Source organism: Streptomyces sp. NPDC055013 (assembly GCF_053608645.1).
In genome coordinates, this window is the sequence record NZ_JBSGVW010000016.1 from 72,511 (window position 1) to 95,794 (window position 23,284).

A 23,284-nucleotide genomic window follows, 5' to 3' on the forward strand; every position below is an offset into this window, starting at 1 on the left:
GGCGGGCCGGTTGCCGCGCGGCAGACCGAGCGACGGCTCAGTGGCAGCCGCCCAGGCTGATGGTGCTGATCGGGGCGTCGACGACGGTCTCCTCGTCGAGCTCCTGAAGGGCGAGAACGTTCAGCATGCGAAACACCTCCTTTCTCAACTCGTCGGTCCGGGCACCGGCGCGGTCGTCCGGCCGGGTGCTCACCCGTGAGTCGGGTGAGCACCGGGGAGCAGACAGCTGCCGGGGGTCTGTGCCGCCTTCAGCGCGACGATCGCGCCGGCGGAGCCGGTGGCCAGGTCCGTCGAAAGACGGACCAGCTGATCTCCGTGCAGCACCTGGGCGTCCTCGAACGGTGCGAGGTGCAGGGCCAGGGCTCGGAGATGGGTGTCGAGCTCCTCCCGCCAGTCAGGTAGGCGCACGAGGGCATGGGAGAGCACGTATGCGAGTCCGGAGCGTCCGTTGAACAGCCCTCCCTGTACGACGACTTGCACTGCTCCGGCGCGCAGCGTGCCCTCCACTACGTCGGTGGCGTCGATGTTCGCGGCCTGCGCTTCGGGCAGGGCCAGTGCGGCCAGTGCCACGCCCCCCGACCCCTCGGCGAGGTACGGCAGCAACCGGTCGGAGCTGTGCATCTGGAGCATGCCGTCGAGTTCGCGGGCGTGCCGCAGATCGCGGCGCACGGCCTCTTCGGCGGCTTGGGCCCACTCCAGGTCCCCGGTCGACGCGGCGCACCGCGAGAAGAGGATCGAGGGGCCCGACCAGCCGTTCATCAACCCCGGTCGGTCCAGGGCCCCTTGCTCCCCGATCCGCTCGCGGACGCGGGCCGCGACGTCGAGGGCCTCGTCCTTGAGTCCGACGTCCAGGAAGAGGTGAGCGATGCCGGTGAGTCCGCCGAACAGGCCGGGTGAGAGCGGCAGCGGGCCTGCCAGCAGCCGGTCGACGAGGTTCGCCGTTTCACCGTGCCCCATGGTGTGCAGCAGCCATGCAGCCCCCGCGAGTCCGCCGTAGAGTCCTGTCGGCGCATCGACGGGAGCCCGTCGCGCCGTACGCACGAGCCAGTCCACGTGCTCGTCCGACGGGACGCTCCCGGCCGCCAGCTGAGCAAGCAGCACTCCGGGAGTGCCGTACGCGAGGCCAAGTGCGGCTCCCGGCCGGTGACCGGCGACATCCCCGGGGAACAGCCGGTCCGCGCGGCGGCCGTCCGCGGCGCGGGCGATGCCGCGCAGCAGTTCGTCGACGGACGGTGCGGGCAGTACGGCGGCCGGGACCGGGGTGTACGCATCGCCCAGGTGAGGCCGCAGCGCGGGCGACAGCGCGAGCCGCTCGGTCATGCGCCGCACGAACTCGGGCGGCAGCGCCGGAAATGACGTGACCGCCAGTTCCAGCAGCGAAGCCACCGCCGCCGGGTTGCGCAGCGTCAGTACCGTGAGGGGCACCAGCGAGGCGAGTTGGCAGCATCCCAGCGCGAACAGATCCGCGTCCCGTGGGTCGGTGATCGTCGGATCCGTGAAGCCGGGAGCTCCGAGCGCGGCCGTCCGTACGGCGTCCAGCGGCATGGCGAGTTCGAAGTCGACGAGGGCGATGCCGCCTTCGGGACGGACCAGGATGTTGCGGTGGTGCAGATCACCGAAGGCCACGCCGTCGTGGTGCAGCCCCAGTACGCACTCCTCGACCTGCTCCATCCTCCGGACCGCGAGAGCGGCGAACTCGGCGCGGGCAGCCTCCGTCGGCCGGTACCGCGTGAGCGGATACTCCCGCCCCAGCCAGGCGTTGACGGTCTCCCCCTCCACGTACTCCATCACCAGGTACTGGTGCTCCCAGGCGGTGAAGGAGCCGTACACGCGCGGTACGAAGGGCAGGTGCGCCAGCCGTCGGAGGATCGCCTCCTCGGTGCGCAGCCGATGCACCGCGTCGGCGCCGAGCGCGTCGAGCCCCGCGTGGGGACGGGCCTCCTTGAGGACCACCGGCCGGCCCTGTGCGTCATCCGCCAGATAGACGCCGCCGCCGTTGGAGAAGTGCAACGCCTTGCGTACCCGGTAGCCGCCCAACGTGCCGTCGCCCTCGGCCATGGCGCCGGCCGACATCTGGTCGGCGAGGAACTCCGGCGTGTCGACCCACTCGGGCACGGTGAACGCCGGGCGGCGGTGATCCGGAGTCAACTGCCCCTGGGAATCGCGGAACGCGGGCACGCGGGTGCCGTCCGGCAACTCGCACCACATCAGCTTGAAGGCCCCGTACCGGACGGAGACCGGGCCCTCGTTCCAGCGGTGGTCGGACAGGACGTAGGGTCCGGGGCGCCCGTGCAGCGCGCCCTCGAGTTCGGTGAGGGCGGCACGCAGTTCGCCCTCCGTACGCGGGTACACGGTCACGGTCTTGCCGCTCGTGGCCCGGCCCGCGTACTTGGTGTTCATCGCCGTGACGATGCGTCTGCTCCGCAGGAACTTCCAGGGCACGGCGAGCCGTCGGCACACCTTCCAGGCCGCTTCGATCGTCTCCTCGGCACTGTCCGGCGTAGCACTGACATGTATCTTCCAGCCCTGCTCCGGCATGTCCGTCGCACCGACGGGCGTCAGGAATTCCCAAACACCCTGGTGTATGCGCCGCCAATCGTCAGGAATTTCCCCTACGCTCAGCGAGAAGCGAGTCGAGGAGTCCTCGCAGCGATCCAACGGTTCGTACCAGGTGGAATCGGCGATGGTAAACGCCTCATATCCGGGGTCCATACGCCCTCCCGCTCCTCGACATGTTCCGATCCTTTCCTCCCTGCATTCCGGTCGGCAACCCGGAAAGGTGAGGCTTAATCGGACTCCCGACATCCGCTTCCAGCCGGGATTTCGAGCGTCCATCTCTAAGGGAAGGCTCCTCGGGAGGTCACACAGCTCCGCACAGGCTGACCGAAACCGACGCATGAATGACCGGAATCACCCAGCCGCGAACGTTCCGCCGGCCATGGCACCATGAGCGGTATGACGACGCGGATTGTTCTTGCCGACGATCAAGCCAGCATACGTATGGGATTCCGCCGCATTCTCGAAGCCGAGGACGACTTGCAGGTCGTCGGTGAAGCGGACAACGGAGTCGCGGCGCTCGTGGCGACCCGCTCCCTGGAGCCCGACGTGCTGCTGGCGGACATCCGCATGCCGGAGATGGACGGACTGGAGCTGACGCGCGAGATCGCCCGGTCCATGCCGTCCGTGCGCGTGGTCGTGGTCACCACGTTCGACCTCGACGAGTACGTGCACACCGCGCTGCGCGAGGGGGCTTGCGGGTTCCTCCTCAAGCGCTCACGTTCCGCCGTGCTCGTCGAGGCCGTGCGCGCGGCCGCAGCCGGCGACTCCATGATCAGCCCCGAGATCACCACGCGGCTGCTCAGCCGCTTCCGGCACGAACGCCGGACGGTCCGGCGGCCCAGCGAACCGCTGACGTCACGCGAACAGGAGGTGGCCCGCCTCGTCGCGGAGGGGCTGACCAACTCCGACATCGGTGCCGAGCTCTTCATCTCCGCGGGAACGGTCAAGACGCATCTGGCCCGGCTCCAGAAGAAGTTGGGGGTCCGCAACCGCGTGGGCATCGCCGCCTGGGTCTGGGGCTCGGGCCTGATGGCGCGGACGTGACGCCGGCTTCCCCGACGGCGCATCGGTCTGCCGAACGGCCGATACCGCCGAGCCCCGCCTCGCGGCACCATGTGCAGCATGCCGGGACGATCAGGGAGCCATGACACGCGAAGGACAGCCGATGCCCGTCACACGGTGGTCGGCTGCCTCGCGGTGATACGCGCAACCGGCAGTACCTGCCGCAACTCGGTGCCGTTGCCCCGCAGCAGCAGCCGTCCGAGGTGCGTGACGGTGTGGACGGCGTGGCTGCCCCTGCGCCGCGTCGAGATCAGCCCGGCCGCTCGCAGAACCGTCGTGTGCTGGCTGACCGCCGCGGTGGTCACTCCGAGCCGTTCGGCGAGTTCGGCGTTGCCGGAGCCTTCCCGCACCGCACGCAGCGCCGCCGCGCGCGTCTTGCCCACCAGCGCCGCAAGGCTGTCTGCATCCTCACGCCGCTCGCCTCGCACGGCGTCCGAGTCGGCCAGCACACCGGGAAGGTCCTCGGGGCGCGGCCGGTTGGGGAACGTCAGCAGGGGCGCGCCCTGCGGATCGCCCCGGTCGAGTCGCACCACGTGGGCAGGCCGGTGCAGGAACAGCGACGGCGCCAGGACCAGGCCCCGCCCGCCTGGCTTCAGCTCGCCCGAGCGCACACCGTCGAGCTCCAGCACGGGGGGCTCCCAACGGATGCCGGCCCCCAGGCTGCCGAGCAGCGCCCCGACCCCGTCGCGTCCCATGATGTGCCGAAGGGACTCCCGTGCACCGTCCAGGTGGGCGCGGATCCGCTCCCAATGGGGTGCCACAGCCAGTGCGGAGAAGTCCTGGACGGCGGATGTCACCTGTGGATGCTGCGCGCCCGTACAGAGTTCGAGCAGCCCTGAACAGTCGCCCCCGAGACGTAACAAGCGGCCGATGCGATCCGACCTCGCGGCGGAACTCATGAGGTGTCTGCGTATCCGCCGACGCCATTCACCGAATCCATCATCACCCGTCTCCTGGAGCGCCTCGAGGGCGAAGACGGTTTCGAGCAGAGGAACGTCCCCATCGCTGATTCTGATACGTGCCAGGTCATCGGCGGACAGGATGATGCGGTACATGAAGCTGTGACTCCCATTCAAGTGAGTAGCGACCGTACGACGACCGATGCAGAGGGCGACTTGGTATCGCGACACGATTCCCGGTCGTCAGACTCTCTTCATCTCTCCGCTTTCCGAATTCTGACGACTCCCTTGTCGGTGCGGGCGACTATGCTGCGGGCGGCCGCCGGAACGTCCACGAAGTCGACGTGTACGCCCGACGCATTTCCCGCCCTGCCGTCCACGCGGTATTCGGCCGGCGCGCTCGGCAGAGTCACATCGACATCACCGGCATCTGAAATCGCCGTCACCCGCACCGGGGGGCGCGCGAACGCGAGCGCCAGCGGTGCTCGGCGAGTACGGGCATCGACGTACGCGGACTCGACGTCCTCGAGCTGAATTCGCCCGCTGCCCGACCGCAGCCGAAGCATTCCGGACGTCCGCTCCACTCTCACGTCACCCGTCCCGGTGGAGATGCGCAGCGCGCAACGCAAGCCGACGACCGCGACACTGCCCCGCGACGTCACGGACACGTCGACACCGCCAGGGACCCTCACCACGTACGTGCCGCGGCAGTTGATGACGATGCCCGGGCACTCGGCGGAGAGGCGGAGTGTGGTTCCGTCCAGCGCCCAGTTCGCATTTTTGGCGGCGGCTCCGGCGAGCTCGCGCGCCACGACGAGCCCGTCCCCGCGCCCGCGCTCCAGCCGCAGTTCGCCGGCACCGCCCACGACGACGGAGAGCCGCCGCCCGGTGAAGTCGAACCGGCGCCGATCGTCACGAGGGGAGGCGTCGAGATCGTCCATGGCACCGGTGCCCAGGTAGGCCAGCGCGGCGCACATCACGACCAACGCCAAAACGATCCGTCCCCCCGTTCGTTCAGACATACGGATCATGCTGTCAGGCGGGGGCATCCATCGGTATCAGCCATTCGGCAGATTGCGTCACCGGGACGGCCGGCACGAAGAGGCCAGTGGCAGCACTGCGGCAACGCGCCACCCACCTCCCTCGCAAGGCCCCGCCGTAAGGCTCCCGCCCAGCGCCGCGACCCGCTCCGAGAGGCTGCTGATGCCGGTGCCTCCAGCCCCCGGCGCACGGGCGACCAGACCGGGCTCGGCTTCGGGATGCCGTGCGTCATCGGTGATCCGGACCCGTAACAGCGTGGTGCCCTCGGCCTCTTCGCGTCGGAGGAGGACCTCCACACGCGACGCGTTCGCGGCATGCCGGCGTACGTTGGTGAGCGCCTCCACGATCACCCGGTACCCCATCGCGCTGACCTCCGCCGGGATGTCGTCCGCACTTCCCTCGGCCATGACCAGGACCGCCTCGGGTGAGCCGGTCCGGCTGAACCGCTCGACCAGGGACGCGAGTTCGCTGAGGTCACGACGCGAGCCACTGTGCGACGGCGGGTTCGCGGGCCTCGCTTCCGCATCGCCGGCGGCGGCGAGTTCACGGCGTCCGGCGGCCTCCACGACGTGCTGCCGTCCGCCTTGCCCGTCTCCTGCCGGTGCCTCGGCCAGCAGTTGAACGGTGTGATCCATGGCCTTCAGGGCCTGCGCGCCCGCCGCCCCGATCTCGGGAAGCAGTTCCAGCGCCTGCCGCGGGTCCTTTTTCGCCAGCACCTGCGCCGCCTCGACGAGCACGACCACCGCCGTGACGTCATGAGCGGCGTAGTCGTGCAAGTCACGGGCCAGGCTGAGCCGTTCGGCCCGTCGCTCCGCCACGGCGACGGCGCGGCTGCGCGCGTCCAGGTTCCGCAAGTAGGCACCGACGCCCATCGCGACCATGGCGAGGATCGCCCAGATCAGACAGAGCTGAAGAGTCTCGCCGCGGCTGGAGGGCGGAACCACGTTCATGGTGATGCGCAGCGGCGACAACGTGATCGTCGTCGCCAGCAGCACCGCGAGGCCGGTCGCCGTCCAGGTGCCCGCGCGGCGTACCCCGACGACCACCAGCATCATCAGCGCGATCGTCTCGGCGGTCCACCAGTTCGCCGCGGCCGACCGGGCCGGCCCCTCGTAGACGAAGGTGACGACCAGCGAAACGGCCGCGGCCCCCGGCAGGGCAAGCAGCAGGAGCCTCGGGTCCTGGGGACTCCACACCGTCAGCACGAGAGCGGCGGTGAGCACCACAGCGCCGGACCCGCTGATGAGCGGCCCTACCGACGCGGTCGTCATGACGGCGATCACGGACGTCGCCCCTACAAGGAGCGTGCACAGAAGGCCTCGTAGCCCGCGCAGTCCACGCAGCCCGCGTAACCCTCGTAGCCGGCCGCGCCCTTGTCTCCCCGCCCGCCTCTGATGCGTCACATGGCGAAAGGCTAGTACCCGTATGACTTCGGGCCGGGCCGATGACCGTACTGACCCTGCTCTTCGGATGATCCAGGGCCTCAGAATGGTGCGATGGACCATCACTTCGTTGGCATCCCAGAGTTGACCGAAGTTCCCCGTGTCGCTGTCGTCGTCGACGTCATGCGCGCCTTCACCGTGGCTGCCTGGGCCTTCTCGCGTGGCGTCGAGAGGATCGTCCTGGCGTCGACGGAGAGTGAGGCACTTGCCTTGAAGGAGAGCCGCCCGGGCTGGCTGGCGTTGAAGGACGGAGCCCCCGCAGCGGGCTTCGACGCGGTGAACTCACCCGGCTTGCTCAGGTCACGCGATTTCGCCGGGCGCACGCTGGTGCAGAAGACGACGGCAGGCACCGTGGGCGCTCTGGCCGTCGCGAACGCGCCGCTGGTCCTGTGCGCCAGCTTCGTGGTGGCCGGCCCGACCGCGCGGTACCTGCAGACCAAGGATTCCGGTCCGGTGACGTTCGTCGTCACCGGCGAGGGCGGCCAGGCCGACGAGGACCGGGCCTGCGCCGAATACATCGGTCGACGCATGGCCGGCGACGATGTCGAGGCGGCCCCGTATCTCCACCGCGCCAGGACTTCTCGCGCCGCGGCAGATCTCGCCGCCGGGCTGCGCAGCGGGTGCCACCCGGACGATGTCGATCTCTGCCTGGAAATCGACAGGTTCTCCTTTGCGATGATGGCTCGCCAGGAAGAGTCCCTGACGGTGCTCCGGCCGGTTGCGATGTCCGACGTCCCGTCCAGTCACCGCTGACCTGCTCCGCATGCCGGTGTCGCTCCTCGAATGCGACCGGACACGGCGGCGACCGCGCGTGGACCACCCGGCTACACCACCGTCACGGACCGGGCCTCCCGGAAACCGTCCGTGCGGAAGCGGCCCGTCAGCGCCTCGTCGGGTGCGGCCGACAGGATGAGGAGGTCGTGGCCGGGGGCCTGCGCGGACTCCGGCCAGGACAGTGTCGTGCCCCGGTGCCGTCCCCACGTCACCACGAGCGCGGGGTCGGAGAGTGAGCGCAACGTGAGAAACCGGTCGGCGTGTTCGCCCGCCAGCTTGGGGTCGAGTACCTGGGAGGGGACGGGGGCGAAGCCGAAGCGGCTCTTGAACGTGAACAGTCCCGGCTGCACGACGTGCCCGAAGAGCGACGGGTCGTTGCCGAGGGACGCGAAGGCCAACCCGCTGTCGCGGGCGAAGTGGAACGCCTCCATGTAGGCGACCCGCATCACCCGGCTCAGGCGCGCGTCGGCGGAGGCCGCGGAGAAGCGCATCTGCAGCAGGGACTGCCCGGGGCGGAGCCACCACAGCGAGCCGACGATCATTCGGGCGCCTTCGTACACGCAGACGCTGACGTGCTCGTGACCCGCCGCGAGGAGACGGTCGCGCCAGCGGCGGGCGAAGTTCTTCCCGCGCGGCATCGCCTCGATCTGGCGGTCGTACAGCACGAGGAACTCGTCCACGAGCTGCGGAGTCAGTCCGACCCGGACGCTGACATGCAGCCCTTCGTCCTGGACGAAGCGGCGGCCCAGGCGGATGTTGCGCCGCTCGGTACCGGAGAGTGCGGCCTCGAACTCCGTCGCGGAGTCCCGCAGGGGAGCGCACCAGTTGATCCAGCGCGGACGTGCCACGAACCCCAGAGCGGTCAGGGTCGCCTCGTCGAGACCGTCGGACTCGGCGAGCCTGACGATGTCGACCGGCACCTCGCTGTCCTTCCAGGCGTGCTCCTCGGCCTCGTCGCGGTTCACCGTGGCGACGACGACGTGATCCAGCTCAGCGATCTCCACGGGAGGCTCCTTCCAGGTCCGCCTCCTGGGCGGCCGGTTCGCTGCTGCGGGTGTAGACGGCCCAGATCAGGATCGCGGCGCCCCACAGGCCCAGTGCGGGAAGCCAGTACAGGAAGCCGTCGAAACGGCTCGCCCACGCGAAGAGAAATCCGGAGAGGGGGGAGGCCCCCGTGATGAACATGCGGATCGTCGCGTTGGCCCGGCCCGCGACATCGGCCGGGATCGTCTCCTGCCGGTAGGTGATCGAGGCCACGTTGCTCACGGCGACAGCGAAGCTCTCCAGCATGAAGCCGGCGAGCCGCACCGGCAGCAGTGGCGTGGCCACGAGGACCAGGCCGGCGAACGCGATCAACTGAGCCGCCAGAATGGTCCGTTCGGGGCTCCAGGTGGGGGCGATGGCCGGTGCCAGGCGGCTTGCGAGGGCGCCCATGAGCAGACCCACCGCCAACACCGCCGAAATGACGGTGCTGTTCATGTCCTGGTCCCCGAACTCGGTGATCAGGACGGGCTCCAGCTGGCCGATGGCAAGGTTCGTCATCGACATGGTCACCACGAGCCAGAGGATCTCGCGGCGGCCGACCCAGCGGAATCCGATCGCGAGGTCCCGGCGGATGTCCATCTTCTCGCGGCTGGATGCCACCCGGGGAAGCAGCAGCGCGACGCAGCCCGCCAGCAGGTACAGGACCGCGATGCACACCGAGGCCGGCGCAGGGCCGAGGAACTCGAAGGCCGTACCGCCCAGGACCAGCCCGACAACTTTCGACAGCTCGATCGCCGAGTTCAGCTTGGCCACGGCCACGGGACGGGCGGGCGCACTGATCAACTTCGGGATGAGCACGAACTGGCCGGTGATGGTGCTCGCGACCCCGCCGAAGCCCGAGAGCAGCACCAGCGCGGCCACCGACAGCCGGCTGGACAGCAGCGCCGCCAGCAGGACGAGACACATGGCCTGCTGCAGCTGGGCCAGTACGTAGATCGTCCGCTTGTCGAAGCGGTCGATCAGCGCACCCAGGAAGGGCGAGGCGACGTAGGAGACACCGCGCAGCGCGAACGAGACCAGCGCCAGGGCGACGGAGTCCGACTCCGCGAGCACCGCCAGCGGAATGACGATGCCCATCTGCCAGTCCGCGACCTTCGAGAGCATAGAGGAGGTGACGAGCACGCGCAGCACGCGCGTGTCCGCGGACAGCCCTTGGTGCATGTGAGTTCTCCCGGAAGGGCCGACCGAACCTACTTGACGGCGGTGTCCAGCGCGCGGCGCTGCCTGCGGTGGCGGTTGGCCTCTCTCATGATCTTCGTATAGAAGGTCACGTAGCTGTCGTCCGTGTGCACGGCGTGTTCCTTGGCCACCGGATGACGTTCGTGAAGGCGGTTGATCGGGACCACCATCGACGCGTGGTGCTCGACGTGGAAGTTGTTGCCGTTGGTGAACCACTGGCTGAACCAACTGCCGCTGATTGTGCGGGTGTTGCGCAGCACGTCCGTGCTGTCCGTCTCGCACAGGACGTGCTCGGGCAGCTCCAGGAGGAAGTGGATCGGTATCGACAGCAGGAGCGGCAGGACCCACAGCATCAGCACGGCGTGGCCGTACCCCCCGACGGACAGTCCCACGGCCCCGATGATGTACAGCGCGAACAGGCGGTACTCGGTGATGACCTGCCGGCGGGCACGGTCGGCGATCTGTCCCATCGTGTACGTCCAGTTGCCACGGCAGCTCTTGAGGACGTCCACCACGACCTGGAGGAGCCGCGCGGGGCTGAGCGTGCCTCGCAGCAGAGCCCCCCAGGTCAGCGGCGCGCGCGTGTCGAAGCCGAAGAACTCGGAGTCGTCGGGCGTGCCCAGGTACTTGTGGTGCTGAAGGTGCTGAACCCGGTAGTGGCTGTACGCCGAGAGCAGCGGGAGTCCGAGCAGGAATCCCACGGGCCGGTGCGGCGAGCTGCTGCGGAAGGCCGAGTGGTGCAGGCACTGATGCTGCAGCTCCACCATGTGCGTGTACGTCGCGGCGAGCAGGAGAACGCCGGCGGATGCGCCGAGCAGGCCGGAGGTCAGGGCGAGGAACCCGCCGAGACAGCTGAGCAGCAGGGCCACGGCCAGCTTCGCCACGAACACGAGTTCGTCATTGCGCGTGACTCTCGTCCGTTCGAACAGCGCCTTCGCCACGGCGTTGTCGGTACTCATGATCTCCCCCTTGAGCGCGGTCCGAAGAACCGCTCGGATGTGACGCGCTACTGCCAGACCACCGTGGTCGCCCCGTCGGCGACGCGGTACGCCTCGCGTCCGAGCACGGAGTTGACGATGCGAGCGCTGCGCCAGGACGCGAGGCTGAGCAGCGTGTCGTTGATGCCGTGGGTGCTCTCCGCGAAGCCCTGGACGTAGATGCCGAGGTCCTGCGGGCCGTCGAACTCGAGGGAGTAGTCCGGCCGCACGCCGAACCTGCCGTCCTCGATCGACAACTGGTCCTGGATCGGCTTGAGGTACTCGGGAATCGGGCTGTGGTATCCGGTGCAGAAGATCACCAGGTCCACCGGGAGCCGTTCGACGTCCCCGCGGTTCACGTCGTGCAGGTCGACGACGATCTCGGATCCGTTCTGCTCCAGGTCCACCGCCCGTCGGCACGCCAGGAGCCGGTGGCGCAGCCCGGACCGCAGGACGTGGTCGAGGTGGTAGAGCCGCCGGTAGACGGAGCCCAGCAGCTCGTCGGTGATGCCGTCGCCGCCGGCGTCGTGCTGCTCGCGGATGATCTCCGCGCGGCGCGCGGCGGGAAGCCCGTTGAAGTAGCCGGCGAAGTTCGACGAGAACCACTCGTTGGTGAAGGGCGAGTCGTCCAGCGGCTGGAAGCCGATGCGGCTGGAGGTCCAGGTCAGGGACGAGGGAAGGCGGTTCTCGTCGGACAGGATGTGGTTGACGACCTCGGCTCCGCTCTGCCCCGCCCCGACGACGAGAACCCGGCGCCCCTTCCACTCGGGGCGGGTCACGGTCAGGTTGCCGCTGTGCACCACCCGCTCGCCCTCGAAGGGCTTCGCGAAGGCGGGCAGGCGGGGCTCGGACCCTGATCCGAGGACGAGATTGCGGGCCGTGCTGGTGGCACCGCCCGCGGAGGTGACCCGGAAGCCGTCGTCGGTCAGGGACACGGACTCGACGCGCTTGCCCCATCGGAGGGACGGAAGCTGCGCGGCCGCCCACTGGTAGTACTGCTCGAACTCGCGCCGGGAGCAGCTCAGACCGTTCGCCTCCAGGAACCTGAACGCCCGGCCCGACTCGACGAGGAAGTTCAGGAAGGAGAACTTGCTTCGTGGGTCGACGAGCGTGACGAGGTCCCTGAAGTACGTCACCGTCAACTGGGAGTCGGGGAGCATGAGTCCGGGGTGCCACCGGAACTCCGGTTTGGCGTCCAGGAACCGGGTGCGGAGCTCGGGCAGGGGGTCGGACAGGGCCGCGAGGCTCAGATTCGCCGGCCCTGTGCCGATGCCGATCAGGTCGAAGTCAGGCATGCCACATCTTTCGTTCATGGGTCGGGGCGCAGCGGTCGCGCCCGCGGGGAGAGGAGACGTACCGCGGGTGGCCAGTCACCGCCGGTACTCGGCCTCGATCCGGGCGATCCGGTGCAGCAGCGCCTCGTCGTCGGGGGCCCTGACCACGTACGAGTCGAGGAAGTCCGTCGAATGCCGGACGCCTCCGCGGCCGTTGCCCGCGCCGCTGTGCGTGAGGTGTTCCACGACGCCCAGGTCCGCCAGCCGGTCGGCGTCGATCCCCCGCGCGTCGCCGCCCCCGGGGTAGAAGGCGATGAATCCGCTCGTGCCGCCTCCGTCCACGGCGGCCGGTGCGGAGCCGAGGGAGATGTCGAGCCCGGCGTCGATGCGGATCTGCGTCTCGACGATGTTGAAGCCGTACTGCGCCTGGATGACCGGGGGGATGATGCCGCCCGGCGGGCGCCCGGCGACCTCGCAGAACACCAGCTCGTCCGCCTCCGTACGGAACAGCTCCAGGTGGGTGGTGCCGTCCTGGATCCCCAGTGCGGCCAGCACCTTCGCGTTCAGCGCCGTGATCCGCCGGTGCAGCTCGCCCTCACCCACGAGGACGGTGCCGAAGACGGAGCCCGGACGGTAACTCGCGGGATCCGCCAGGTACTTGCCGACGCTGCGGAAGACGATGTGCCCGTCGCGCACGACGGAGTCGCAGTGGTAGATCTGTCCCTTGACGAACTCTTCGACCTCGTAGTGCGATCCGGAGAGGTCCAGACCCCCGACGACGCGCCGCGCGTCCTCCAGCGACTCGACGATGTAGAGATCTTTCGCGGCGAGGCCCCAGCGGCTCTTGATGACCTTGCGGCCGGTGGCCCAGTCCACTTTCTCCAGGTCCTCGACGCTGTCGAGGGCGGTGAAGTCGGGAACGGCCGCGGCGCCCGCCGACCGTACGGCCTCCTTCATCCGCACCTTGTCGCGGAAGCGGGTCGCCGTCTCGTGGTCCATCCCGGCAAGGCCGAACTTCGAGCGCATCTCAGCAGCGAGGAGCACCGCCCGCTCATGCACGGCGATGACCCGGCTGATGGGGTGGTTGCGCAGCGTCCACTCGCAGATCTCGCGCCGGCGGGCCTCATCGTCGGCGTCGCAGAGCGCGACGTGGTCGAGGGGGTGGTCGGCGAATCCGCTGACTCCGCCGTGGACCCGCTGGCGGGCCACCATGTGGATCTCGATCTCCGAGGTCGGAAGAATGTGGGTACCGCCGCGGTCGAAGTGCGCGTACGGGTGGTCGTTGATGAACAGCGCGGTCGTCTTCGTCATCGGGTGACCCCTTCCGGTGCGCGGGCGGGGCTCGTGGCGTCGTCGCCGGCAAGCTCGAGGGCCCGGCCCAGGGACGCGCGCACCAGGTCGAATCCCGTGAGCCGCCCGACCAGCTCGGCCTCGGTGTCCGTGCCCGGGGTCGGGGCGGCCCCGAGAACGCGCACCTCGCCGTCCCGGCTCCGCAGCCGGATGCGGGCGGGACCGTTCTGCAGGCCCGCCGCGTCGAGGAACCCGGTCAGGGCAGCCTCGACGGCGTCGTGGTCACCGACGGTCAGCCGCCGCTCCGGAACGACGTGCTCGGGCAGCGTCGGCTGTCGTCCGTCGTCCACGAGCGCCACCCACCGGTGGGCTCCCGCCTCGCTGAACGTGTACGCGTACCGATCCCCGGCGTCGTCGGCCGCACCACCCACCGCGCCGGCCGTGAGGCGGCGCAGCACGTCGGCCGTGGTGCCGGGCGTGCCGAGGAGGGAGTTCGCGAGCGCGGCCGGCAGGGCACCTGCTTCGCTGAGCGAGACCACCGCGGTGGGAGCGAGCGGACGCAGGACCTCCAGGACGAATTCCTTGAACGTCTCCCCCGTGAAATCAACGCTGTAGTAGCCCGAGAAGTCGTCGACCAGGTCGTGCACCGGGGCGCCGGGACGCTGGACGAAGACGGTGTGGCAGCCGAGGGTGTGCGCGCTGCGCGCGGTGGGCACGCTCGCGTCGATGACGACCAGGCGCCCGGAGGCCGACTGGGTGTTTCGCTGGGGCCCTACCACTGTCCGCTCCTGTTTCCGTTCCCGTCGTGCACCGCTCCGCCCAGGTGCGAGAGCTCTTCCCTGATGGCGGCCAACTCCCAGTCCTCCCTGCTGCGCACGTACTTGGGGTCGGCGGCGACGATGGAGGCGGTGGAGGTCCGGCTGCCTGCCAGACGCCAGCGCACCGTTCCGGTGACCGGGGCCACGAGTTCCGTGACGAAGGCCTGGCACGCCGCTCGCAGACCGCCGAACCAGCGTCCTTCGAGCGCTTCACGGACCCAGATCTGCTCGACGTGGATCTTCTCCCTGAGGGCCTCGGCGTCGAGCACCGCCGTTTCCAGGTGACGGCGGGACGCCAGCAGCAGCCAGGCCGCTGGCATCTCCCGCACTTCGAGGACCTTGATTCCGTCCGCGAGGTGCTCCAGGCCGGTGTGGCGGCCCAGGCCGTGGGCTCCGACTGTGCGGTTGAGCAGCTCGATGATGTCGATGAGCGGGAGTTCCCGCCCGTCGACGGCGACCGGTGTTCCGGCGCGGTAGGTCACTTCGAGGTCCTGCGTACCGAGGCTCGCTGGCGTCGCGCTCCACCGGTAGTAGGACTCGGGTACCTCGTGGCTCTCCGGATCGTCCAGGCTGCCGGACTCGAACTCGCGGCACCACAGGTTCGAGTCGCCGCTGGCCGAGCGCTCGGACATCTCGTCCAGGCCGATGGCCCGCAGCTCCTTGATCTTCATCTCCCGGCTCACGGGATCGAGGTCGTACGGAGTGCCGAAGTGCCCCTGGAAGCCCAGCTGTTCGAGCGCGCCGTTCAGCCGGCGCAGCGTGTTCTGCGAGCGGTTGGCGGTGTGCAGGATCATCTGCGCGTCCAGGTCCCGCGCCACCTGCACGGCCGTACGGGCGATGAGCGGCCGGCTCAGGGACGAGCTGACGGGGTGGGTGTCCAGGTACACGCCGTGCGCGGCGATCGCGGGCTTGACGAACTCCTCCACGAACGCGGCCCGTCCGTCGACCAGATGGAGCCGTACTCCCAGCTGGTCGGCGATCCGCCGGATCTGCTCCGGCTGCTCGTCGCCACCGACGTCCACGCCGAGAGCGTGCACCTCGGTGGCGCCTGCCTGCACCAGGCGGTGCAGGAGGTAGGTGCTGTCCAGCCCACCGCTGAACAGCGTCACGATGGGGCGCCTCACATCAACATCACTCCGCGTGATGTCGTGGAAGGACCGGATCCCCCTTCGACTTGTCTTCACGCCGCACGTCCTTACGGTCCAGCCGGATTCTGAGGGAGGAGGTGGTCGCGGCCGCCGCGATCTGTCGCGCGGTCGGCTCCATGACCGTCAGCGGTCGGCGGGCTGCGAACAGTCGCGCAGGAAGGACAACTTCGAGTAGAGGCCGCGGTTGGCGGCGATGCCGAGGCCCGCCAGATGCGCCTCGACCAGACTGGTCAGACGGCCCAGCTCGGCGTCGATCGTCGACCCGTCGATGCCGGCGTGCCGACGGGTCTCCAGGTACTCCGTCTCCACCTGCCGCATCTTGCGCCCGGTGCCGTCGCTGAGGGTGATCTCGTCCGTCTCGATGCCGAAGCAGTGCCCGGTGGTGAGGGACTGGACGTTGATGTCGAACTTCGTACGCCGGAGCCCCGGCAGTCGCCTGAAGCTCAGGTCGGGGAACTCCCGGGCCAGGTAGCCCTCGAAGTCGGCGCCCGGAATCTCCAGGCCGTTGCGGAAGGTCTCGACGCGGCGCAGGGAGTCCTTCGCGAACTTCTTCATCTTGAGCCGGTACGTGCCGTCCGCACGCTCCTGGAAGGCGTAGTGGCCGACCTCGTCGTCCGGGGCGAGCACCTCGAAGTTGTACTGCACGAAGTGCCAGCGGCTCAGCTCGTATCCGGGGTCGGTGACGAACCCGGGGAAGTCCCCGTTCTCAACGGCCGTCCACATGCTCTTGGTGAGGGGCCAGATGGAGGCCTCGTCGACGAGGGTGATCTTCTCCTCGATCTCGATGTCCTTCTCGTATCCCAGATAGGCGTTGCCCTCGATGCGGACGAAGTCCTCGAGTTCGGTGCGGTGCTTGAACGCCGCCGCCACGAGCTCACCCAGGCCGACGTCGGCGGCATGGTCGAACTGGGCGACGCGGACGAACAGCGCCCCGATGGCACGTATGCGGGTACACATCAGTACTTCCGTGTACGGCTGCTGCCCGCCGGCGTGCGTACGGAGCAGCATGACCGGACCGAGCGCCGCGAGCGCCTCGTCCGTGGCACCGGGATCCGGAGCCTGGCCCGGCGCCGCCAAGGCGGTGCGCAGGTGGTCCGTGAAAGCCTCGTCGAGCCTTGTACCGGCCCACGTCGCCAGGGGCTCGGCCGGTTGGGCGAGCGCCCTGGCCCCATCCGTGGCCTCGAGCACCGCCAGCGCTCGCGCGACGGTGTCCCCCTGGCGCAGGTACTCCACGGCCCGCGTGCCGGCACCTTCCTCAGGTGCGAGCTCCACCACGAGTACGGGCGCGTCCGCGACCGGCGCGAGCGTGTACTGGTAGGCGGCATCGGCGAGGACGAGACGCCGGGCGACGGCCGCGCCGACTCCCCCGTCGTCAACGGGCAACTGCGCTGTCAATGCAACTCCTAGTGAAGTACTCAGACACGGAAAGGCCACCCCCAAATCGACGGACCAGATGCCCGTGAAGATAGCCACGCTGCTTAAAAGGCGACGGCTGGAGCGACCTCTCGCGGCGCTGCGAGAATCCGGAATAGAAGAATCCAAGGCGGCAGACGGCAAAACGGAGACGTTTCACCCGGGTCGCCGCCGAGATTAGCAACGAGGGAGCACACTAAGCAGACCCGGCATTAGCCGTCAACACACTTCCACGCCTAGGCGTGTCGGCTGCCACCCGATCACCGACGGCCCCCAACTCCCCAACAAAACGGGCGAGTTCCGCCCATAGATCTGCCGCCCGCACATAGCCCCCCATCTGCTGCTCACCGGCACCGCCGCTATCGCACACCTCCCGTTCAGATGGCGCCTGGCCAGCAGAAATCAGGAAAACAATCAGATCGAGACACCACTTCTCGGCCACCCGCGTCTCATTCACCGAGACGCCATCCGGTAATCGGTTTACAACGTCGCTCGTAAGGATCTAGGTTCACTCAGGTGTCGGCGGGGGGACACGACTTCAGAACCATGGATTCACCTCACAGGTATCCGCATCCTTGGTTCTCGCCTTCCCTCACGAAAGCCGCACAGCAGGCCGGTCAGTATTTGGTGACGGAACACTTTCACTAGGCGGTACAAGTGCGCGCACAGCAAAACCCCGCGGGGCCAGGATCGAGGACCGGGCGACTCGTGGCCGTGGTGGGCCTGGACGGAGCCGGCAAGTCGACCCAGGTGCGCATGCTCGGCGAATGGCTCCGCTCACAAGGCGTTCCGGGTCAAGCGCACCGAAGCCTCACCATGGCCCCCGTACGCAAGGCGCTCAACGTCATCGCCGAACAGGAGGGGCTCGCGGACCACTTGGAGCTCATCGGCGGCGAGACCATGCGCCTCGTCTCCTCCTGCTCCCAGCTTGCCCGGGTCACCGCTCTCGCGGAGAACCTCACGACATCCCCGGACGTCGTGATCGTCGACCGCTTCGTCTACTGTCAGTACGCCCTGGCCAAGGCCGAGGGGGTCGGCAGCGTCGACTTCCTGCGCAGGCTCCTCGGAGGAGCGCCCAAGCCGGATCTCACGATCTTCCTGGACGTCTCCCCGGCCGAAGCGGTTCGCCGCATCAACGTGCGCGGAATCGACGAGGAGGACCCGGAGTTCCTCGAGACCTTCCGGGCCGCCTACCTCGACCTCCCCGAGTTCACCGATTTCGTCTCGGTCCCGGGAGACGGCGACTTCGAGACGGTACAGCTGGCCATGAGGCAGGCCCTCGTCGACGCGTTCCCCGAGATCTTCGCGAACGTCTCGACCGGCTGAGCCGCCCTCCCGACGGGGCCGAGGCTCCGTCGAGCCCGGTCATCTCTCAACTGGCTCAGAAACACCGGAACTTCGAGAGAACCGACCTCCACCACACAGGTGATGCGGTCGGTGCCGGCCGCCGTACTGGCGAGCTCCCTTCCCTTGTGGCCACAGCCCGGGACGGCACGCGGACGAGACGGCCGACGCTTCGGCACGCCCCGTAGAACCCTGCGGCTTCGAGCGCCGGCCGGATGGCGGGGCGCAGGACCTCCCCCCGCCCCTCGCTGCTCCGGCAACGGCTCGCCGCCTCGCGCCCACCCTCATGTGTCGGTCGTCCCACGGCGATCACGCCCTGCCGGCCGGGCCGCACGTTCCACCTCGGCAATCCATCCAACAACGACGGGATAACACGATGAAGGGCTCGATCGTCCTGGTGAACGACACTGACGATCCCGAGATCACTCGGTCGATCGCTCAGGAGCGGCAGCACCGGCTGACCCAGCTGATCGCCGCGCTCCGCCTCTTCTCACGCTGGGGCTACGACGAAGGCGAGGGCTTCGCCGGGCACTTCGCCTGCCGGGACCCTGAAGTGAAGAACGCGTTCTGGGTGAACCCCGTCGGGGTCCATCTGGCGATGGTCGACGTCGACGACCTCGTCCTGCTCGACTACGAGGGCAACGTGCTGGCAGGTCGCCACCCGGTCAACATCGGTGCCCTGGTGCTGCACTCCAGCGTGCATGCCGCACGACCGGACGTGGTGGCCTCGGCGCACTTCCATTCCACATACGGACGCATCTGGGCAAGCACCGGCAGAATCCTCCCCATCACCAGCCAGGACACCTGCGCCTTCTACCAGGACCAGGCGGTGGACCACGAATTCGGCGGCCTTCCCCACACCTTCGAGGACGGCCGGGCAACCGCCGAGGCGCTCGGCGACCTCAACACCCTGATCCTCAAGTACCACGGCCTGCTCACCGTCGGGGCCTCGGTGGAGGCGGCGGCCTGGCGCTACATCACCCTGGAAAGGGCGTGCAAGGCGCAGGTGCTGTCGGCGGGGCTCGGGCCGCTGGAGCCGATCCCGCACGACGTCGCCCTCAAGACACAGCGCTATGTGGCATCCGAGGAGAGCGCGCGCGTGCAGTTCCAGCCCCTCTACGACTACATCGAGCACGTCGACGGGGCGTGGACCACCGAGGCGTCCCGTATGCCCGTGGTGCCTGTGCCCACTCCGGTCTGACCTCGCTGCCCTCAGCGACCCGCCCACCGCACCGGAGTTCACCCGTCTCAGGAGGACCGTTGAAAGCGCAGCTCACCCGGCCGGAACTGGACGCCTTGCCGTCCTACCTGCCAAGCCCCATCCCGCTCGACAGCAGCGGTGCCCCGCAGGCACCCGACGCTGCAAGACTCGCGCTCAACGAGCTTCCCTTCGGCCCTCTGCCCGGTGTCCTCGAAGCCATCATCGCCGCCGCCGACGGCTCCAACCGCTATCCGGACATGGCGGCCGTGGCCCTGCGCAACGCCCTGGCCGACCGCCACGGTGTGACACCGGATCGGATCGTGACCGGCTTCGGCTCCGTCTATCTCCTCGAACTGCTGCTGAAGGCAGTATGCGAACCCGGCCAGGAGTTCGTCTTCCCCTGGCGCTCCTACGAGGCATATCCGGTCGCCGCGGTGGGCGGCAACTTACGTCCCGTCCAGGTGCCCTGCGCCGCCGACTTCCGTCAGGACCTCGACGCCATGTCGGCGGCGATCACCGCCGACACCCGAGTGGCGCTCATCTGCAATCCCAACAACCCCACCAGCACCGCCGTCACCCGCGCGGAGCTCACGAAGTTCATCGACTCGGTCCCGGAATCGGTCCTGGTCGTCCTGGATGAGGCATACGGCGAGTTCGTCACCGACCCCGATGTCCCGGACGGACTGGTCGAGTACGGCGACCGGCGCAACGTAGTCATCCTCCGCACCATGTCGAAGGCGTGGGGCCTGGCCGGCCTGCGCCTGGGATGGCTGGCCGCCGCGCCGGAAGTGGCCACCGCCATGCGCAAGCTCCTGGCCCCCTTTGCCACCAGCACCTTCGCCGAGGTGGCCGCGCTCGCCGCGCTCGAGCAGGAGAAAGAGGTACGCCGCCGCGTCGACTTCATCACCGCGGAACGCGCCCGGATGTACCCGGCGCTGAAGGCACTCGCGCCCCGGGCCCCAGTGTCTCAGGCGAATTTCTTCTGGCTCCCCATGGCGGATCCCGCTGCCTTTGCGGCGCACTGCAAGGCCGGCGGGGTCCTCATACGCGACTTTCCCGAAGCCGCCCGCGTAACCATCGGCACGGCAGCGGAGAACGACCGGCTTCTCGAGGTGACAGCCACAGCCGGCGAGTTGCTTACAGCGAGGATTGACTAGTGTTCATTCCCCTTGATTCCGACGGCCATCTGATAAATCTTGCCGCCGCCGAGAAGGTGGGTCCGCAATGGCGCCCCCTCATCGAGAGTCTGGTGGATGAATGCAGGTCACGCTACGAAGATCTTGCCAGCGTTTACATCAGAGGATCGGTGGCCACCGGAACAGCCGTGTGGGGACGTTCGGACATTGACCTCATAGCCGTGACGCACCAGGAGCACCCGTTCGACAGGGTGTGGATGCAGGAGGCCGCGGATCGTACGCGCAGCCGGCACTCGAGCGTCGTCGACATCGACCTCGCCATTACATCGGCGACAACCATACTCAGGGACCGCAAAAGCGGCTTCTACATCAAGACGCAATCGGCTCTGGTGTACGGAGAAGACTTCGCGCCACGGATCGCCCCCTATCCGATTGATGCGGAAGCGTTCAGTCATCTGTTTAATCTAGAACTCGATCTCAAAACGGTCCGTGGCGCCGTCGACGGCGCCACGGAGGCGTTTGCGCGAACGCTCGTTTTGCGACTCGTGAAGCGAGTACTGCGCGCCGGCCTGGAATTGGTTGCCGAACGGCAGCAAGAATATACGCGCGACCCGGACATGTGCTGCGACCTCTTCGGAAAATATTATCCCGAAAAGGCGGCAGCCGCGCGGAACATATTGGCGCTCATGTCCGAGTTGACCGATCCAGATGACGCGCTTGAATCAATCGAATCATTGATTGATTGGATCGCTGTCGAGAGGTCACGCCACTACCCGCTGGAACTTCCGAAGATCGCTTTCATCGACGACCTCGGAGTCTGACAGGACTTCAGAGCTGCGCCGAGGTGCCCGGGGCCAGACGCAGATGCTCCGTGCCGCCGAGCCCGCCGATCTGCCGGTCGTAGATCGGGCGGGCCAGGTCGGACAGGAGCGCGTCGTGGATGTCGTACGCACGGCGCGGCTTGACCTCGCGTACGTAGTCGATCACCTCGGAGATCTTGCTCCAGGGAGCCTGCACCGGAAGCATCAGCGTCTCGACCGGGTGGTCGGGGACGGTGAGGGCGTCGCCGGGGTGGAAGACCGTGCCGGCGTCGTCGCCCTGTACGAGGTAGCCGACGTTCGTGATGCGCGGAACGTCCGGGTGTATGACGGCGTGCAGCTCGCCGTGGACCTGGACGTCGAATCCCGCCGCGGTGAACGTGTCGCCGTGGCCGACGGTGTGGACACGGCCCGGGAACGCGGCGGTCAACTGCTCCGCGACCGACTTCAGGGTCCAGATCTGCGCGCCGGGGTCGGCCTCCATCCCGGCGCGCAGCCGTGCCTCGTCGAAGTGGTCGGGGTGCTCGTGCGTCACCAGGATCGCGTCGGCGCCGAGCGCGGCGTCCTGCTCCGAGAACCCGCCCGGATCGATGACAAGGGTTCGGCCGTCCTTCTCCAGGCGGACACAGGCGTGGGCATTCTTGGTGAGCTTCATGGGGCCATCCTGTCGTGCGCTCCGGGCCACGGTCCGCCAACTTCCGCAGCAGCATTGCCCCCGCAGGCCTCCGGGGACACACCACGGGCATCACGAACCGCGGCCCGAGAGGTCATGGATCGATCGGTTCGACGGAGCGTCAGCCGCGGTAGACGCTGAAGCGCTTGGTCAGCGTGCGGACCAGCTCGTGCTCCCCCACCACACCGACCGCGCAGACGCCCAGTTCGCCCGGCGCCGCTCGGGCGACAAGGTCCCGGTAGGCGTCGAAGGAGTTGCTGAGCGACTGACCCTGAGCGGTGAACAGCACGGTGGGCAGTCCCTCGGCCCGGGCGGCCTGGGCGAGAGCGGTCAGGTGACTGCTCCGGCCGGAGAGCACCAGGGTGTTGAACCGGATGCCGGCGTGCAGCGCGCTCTCGGCGTCGCGCACGTCGTCCGCGTAGATCCGGTCGTCGAGGCGGGCCAGCTGGCCCATGACGATCGCGGAGGCATTGGCGACCGCTCCCGCGTCCATCGACTTGTCGACGGCGATGGCCGTGCGAAGAAGGTCGGACGTCACTGCTGTTGCCTCCGCTCGAACACGACGAAGCTCATCGGCGTACCGGCCGAGAGCACCTCGATGGTCTTGAGACCGTAGTGGTCGGCGCAGGTCTGATTGGTGATGGCGGCCGCTGTACGGGGATTCTCCAGGGCGCCACGGCAGGCCGCGCTGTTGGACGTGGCCTGGACCGCGTCGTCCGTGCGGCTCTGGACACCGGCCTCGAACAGGACTCGGGTCGCCGGGTGGTAGTGGACCGTGTCGAAGCGGTGGAGGGCCGCATGTTCCTCCGGGGCGGCAAGGACCATGTCGGGCAGCGTGCTGACGAACGCCTCGACCGCGCGCAGTTGCGGGTCGAAGAAGAAGGAGCGGATCTCCGGGTATGCGCCGGCGACGAGCAGCGCGTCGTGCCGGCCGTCCTTCACCGACGTGGCGGCGAGTTCGAAGGACGGGTAGCCGAACAGCCGGCCCGTTCGTCCGTGTGCCGCCGCCCACCGCATTCCCACGGTGACGCTGCAGGTCAGACCTGCGGGATCATCGGCAAGGGTAGCGGCGGAGCGGTAACGAACGGCCGGGGTGATTTCCGTGGAAAATGCTGCCGCCTGCTCATAACCATCGATCTGTGCATCGATCTGTGCAGTCACGGTCAGCTCTCCCTCACATACGAGAGGAAGA

At 68.5% G+C, this 23,284-nt stretch carries 22 protein-coding genes; 6 read left to right on the top strand and 16 right to left on the bottom strand.

The genetic code is table 11. The features are described 5' to 3' along the window. Positions 1-37 precede the first annotated feature (37 nt). Together ACWGDB_RS21510 and lanKC are read right to left on the bottom strand one after the other, a co-directional pair. Positions 38-127, bottom strand: a complete 90-nt coding sequence (locus ACWGDB_RS21510) for a class III lanthipeptide (RefSeq protein WP_360295057.1) — start codon at positions 125-127, stop codon at positions 38-40. Between the two features lie 62 nt (positions 128-189). Then, positions 190-2,898 carry a class III lanthionine synthetase LanKC gene (lanKC, locus tag ACWGDB_RS21515; protein WP_453823859.1) on the bottom strand — a complete coding sequence of 903 codons (2,709 nt, stop codon included), beginning with the start codon at positions 2,896-2,898 and terminating at the stop codon, positions 190-192. Positions 2,899-2,946: 48 nt separating this feature from the next. On the opposite strand from lanKC, the gene ACWGDB_RS21520 reads away from it, so the two are divergent. Continuing rightward, a complete protein-coding gene (locus ACWGDB_RS21520; RefSeq protein WP_453823860.1) occupies positions 2,947-3,603 on the top strand; it encodes a response regulator in 657 nt (218 codons plus the stop codon). A gap of 128 nt (positions 3,604-3,731) precedes the next feature. On the opposite strand, the gene ACWGDB_RS21525 is transcribed toward ACWGDB_RS21520, so the two are convergent. The 3 genes from ACWGDB_RS21525 to ACWGDB_RS21535 form a co-directional block, all read right to left on the bottom strand. After that, positions 3,732-4,418, bottom strand: a complete 687-nt coding sequence (locus ACWGDB_RS21525; protein WP_453823861.1) for an ArsR/SmtB family transcription factor — start codon at positions 4,416-4,418, stop codon at positions 3,732-3,734. Positions 4,419-4,774: 356 nt separating this feature from the next. Continuing rightward, positions 4,775-5,551 (bottom strand): DUF4097 family beta strand repeat-containing protein, encoded by a 777-nt coding sequence (locus ACWGDB_RS21530; RefSeq protein WP_453823862.1) that lies wholly within the window; start codon positions 5,549-5,551, stop codon positions 4,775-4,777. A gap of 48 nt (positions 5,552-5,599) precedes the next feature. Continuing rightward, complete coding sequence (locus ACWGDB_RS21535) at positions 5,600-6,832, bottom strand: sensor histidine kinase (RefSeq protein ID WP_453823863.1); 1,233 nt, start codon at positions 6,830-6,832, stop codon at positions 5,600-5,602. A gap of 225 nt (positions 6,833-7,057) precedes the next feature. On the opposite strand from ACWGDB_RS21535, the gene ACWGDB_RS21540 reads away from it, so the two are divergent. Beyond that, positions 7,058-7,756 (top strand): 2-phosphosulfolactate phosphatase, encoded by a 699-nt coding sequence (locus ACWGDB_RS21540; protein ID WP_453823864.1) that lies wholly within the window; start codon positions 7,058-7,060, stop codon positions 7,754-7,756. A gap of 71 nt (positions 7,757-7,827) precedes the next feature. On the opposite strand, the gene ACWGDB_RS21545 is transcribed toward ACWGDB_RS21540, so the two are convergent. From ACWGDB_RS21545 to ACWGDB_RS21580, 8 genes are all read right to left on the bottom strand, one after another. Next, positions 7,828-8,781, bottom strand: coding sequence for a GNAT family N-acetyltransferase (locus ACWGDB_RS21545; protein ID WP_453823865.1), 954 nt, complete (start codon positions 8,779-8,781; stop codon positions 7,828-7,830). Next, on the bottom strand, positions 8,768-9,982 hold the full coding sequence (locus ACWGDB_RS21550; RefSeq protein ID WP_453823866.1) for an MFS transporter: 1,215 nt from the start codon (positions 9,980-9,982) through the stop codon (positions 8,768-8,770). The genes ACWGDB_RS21545 and ACWGDB_RS21550 overlap by 14 nt, the downstream gene beginning before the upstream one ends. 29 nt (positions 9,983-10,011) lie before the next feature. Next, positions 10,012-10,959: a fatty acid desaturase family protein gene (locus tag ACWGDB_RS21555; RefSeq protein ID WP_453823867.1), complete on the bottom strand. Its 948-nt coding sequence runs from the start codon at positions 10,957-10,959 to the stop codon at positions 10,012-10,014. Positions 10,960-11,006: 47 nt separating this feature from the next. Then, positions 11,007-12,272, bottom strand: coding sequence for a lysine N(6)-hydroxylase/L-ornithine N(5)-oxygenase family protein (locus tag ACWGDB_RS21560; RefSeq protein ID WP_453823868.1), 1,266 nt, complete (start codon positions 12,270-12,272; stop codon positions 11,007-11,009). A gap of 75 nt (positions 12,273-12,347) precedes the next feature. Beyond that, positions 12,348-13,562: an ATP-grasp domain-containing protein gene (locus ACWGDB_RS21565; protein WP_453823869.1), complete on the bottom strand. Its 1,215-nt coding sequence runs from the start codon at positions 13,560-13,562 to the stop codon at positions 12,348-12,350. Beyond that, entirely contained in the window at positions 13,559-14,320 is a 762-nt protein-coding gene (locus ACWGDB_RS21570) for a hypothetical protein (RefSeq protein ID WP_453823870.1), read from the bottom strand. The genes ACWGDB_RS21565 and ACWGDB_RS21570 overlap by 4 nt, the downstream gene beginning before the upstream one ends. Next, positions 14,314-15,543, bottom strand: coding sequence for an argininosuccinate synthase-related protein (locus tag ACWGDB_RS21575; RefSeq protein WP_453823871.1), 1,230 nt, complete (start codon positions 15,541-15,543; stop codon positions 14,314-14,316). Before ACWGDB_RS21575 ends, ACWGDB_RS21570 begins: the two co-directional genes overlap by 7 nt. An 87-nt stretch (positions 15,544-15,630) precedes the next feature. After that, positions 15,631-16,902: a hypothetical protein gene (locus tag ACWGDB_RS21580; protein ID WP_453823872.1), complete on the bottom strand. Its 1,272-nt coding sequence runs from the start codon at positions 16,900-16,902 to the stop codon at positions 15,631-15,633. A 726-nt stretch (positions 16,903-17,628) separates the two neighbouring features. On the opposite strand from ACWGDB_RS21580, the gene ACWGDB_RS21585 reads away from it, so the two are divergent. The 4 genes from ACWGDB_RS21585 to ACWGDB_RS21600 all read left to right on the top strand — a co-directional run bounded on the left by ACWGDB_RS21585 (position 17,629) and on the right by ACWGDB_RS21600 (position 21,422). After that, the gene (locus ACWGDB_RS21585; protein ID WP_453823873.1) at positions 17,629-18,246 is read left to right on the top strand and encodes a dTMP kinase; all 618 of its coding nucleotides are present in this window, start codon (positions 17,629-17,631) and stop codon (positions 18,244-18,246) included. Between the two features lie 394 nt (positions 18,247-18,640). Further along, entirely contained in the window at positions 18,641-19,465 is an 825-nt protein-coding gene (locus ACWGDB_RS21590; protein WP_453823874.1) for a class II aldolase/adducin family protein, read from the top strand. A gap of 59 nt (positions 19,466-19,524) precedes the next feature. Then, positions 19,525-20,622, top strand: coding sequence for a histidinol-phosphate transaminase (locus ACWGDB_RS21595; protein ID WP_453823875.1), 1,098 nt, complete (start codon positions 19,525-19,527; stop codon positions 20,620-20,622). Further along, a complete protein-coding gene (locus ACWGDB_RS21600) occupies positions 20,622-21,422 on the top strand; it encodes a nucleotidyltransferase domain-containing protein (protein ID WP_453823876.1) in 801 nt (266 codons plus the stop codon). The genes ACWGDB_RS21595 and ACWGDB_RS21600 overlap by 1 nt, the downstream gene beginning before the upstream one ends. Positions 21,423-21,429: 7 nt before the next feature. Here ACWGDB_RS21600 and ACWGDB_RS21605 read toward each other — a convergent pair whose 3' ends face one another. The 3 genes from ACWGDB_RS21605 to ACWGDB_RS21615 form a co-directional block, all read right to left on the bottom strand. Then, entirely contained in the window at positions 21,430-22,074 is a 645-nt protein-coding gene (locus ACWGDB_RS21605; RefSeq protein WP_453823877.1) for an MBL fold metallo-hydrolase, read from the bottom strand. A 139-nt stretch (positions 22,075-22,213) separates the two neighbouring features. Continuing rightward, positions 22,214-22,630 (bottom strand): DUF2000 family protein, encoded by a 417-nt coding sequence (locus ACWGDB_RS21610; protein ID WP_453823878.1) that lies wholly within the window; start codon positions 22,628-22,630, stop codon positions 22,214-22,216. Continuing rightward, entirely contained in the window at positions 22,627-23,253 is a 627-nt protein-coding gene (locus tag ACWGDB_RS21615) for a hypothetical protein (protein ID WP_453823879.1), read from the bottom strand. Before ACWGDB_RS21615 ends, ACWGDB_RS21610 begins: the two co-directional genes overlap by 4 nt. Between the last annotated feature and the right edge of the window lie 31 nt (positions 23,254-23,284).

Coding starts and splice junctions, on each gene's coding strand:
- ACWGDB_RS21550 (WP_453823866.1), bottom strand. CDS start 9,982: ATGCACCAAGGGCTGTCCGCGGACACGCGCGTGCTGCGCGTGCTCGTC.
- ACWGDB_RS21540 (WP_453823864.1), top strand. CDS start 7,058: ATGGACCATCACTTCGTTGGCATCCCAGAGTTGACCGAAGTTCCCCGT.
- ACWGDB_RS21590 (WP_453823874.1), top strand. CDS start 18,641: ATGAAGGGCTCGATCGTCCTGGTGAACGACACTGACGATCCCGAGATC.
- ACWGDB_RS21555 (WP_453823867.1), bottom strand. CDS start 10,959: ATGAGTACCGACAACGCCGTGGCGAAGGCGCTGTTCGAACGGACGAGA.
- ACWGDB_RS21510 (WP_360295057.1), bottom strand. CDS start 127: ATGCTGAACGTTCTCGCCCTTCAGGAGCTCGACGAGGAGACCGTCGTC.
- ACWGDB_RS21560 (WP_453823868.1), bottom strand. CDS start 12,272: ATGCCTGACTTCGACCTGATCGGCATCGGCACAGGGCCGGCGAATCTG.
- ACWGDB_RS21530 (WP_453823862.1), bottom strand. CDS start 5,551: ATGATCCGTATGTCTGAACGAACGGGGGGACGGATCGTTTTGGCGTTG.
- lanKC (WP_453823859.1), bottom strand. CDS start 2,898: ATGCGTCGGTTTCGGTCAGCCTGTGCGGAGCTGTGTGACCTCCCGAGG.
- ACWGDB_RS21565 (WP_453823869.1), bottom strand. CDS start 13,562: ATGACGAAGACGACCGCGCTGTTCATCAACGACCACCCGTACGCGCAC.
- ACWGDB_RS21605 (WP_453823877.1), bottom strand. CDS start 22,074: ATGAAGCTCACCAAGAATGCCCACGCCTGTGTCCGCCTGGAGAAGGAC.
- ACWGDB_RS21520 (WP_453823860.1), top strand. CDS start 2,947: ATGAGCGGTATGACGACGCGGATTGTTCTTGCCGACGATCAAGCCAGC.
- ACWGDB_RS21535 (WP_453823863.1), bottom strand. CDS start 6,832: ATGACGACCGCGTCGGTAGGGCCGCTCATCAGCGGGTCCGGCGCTGTG.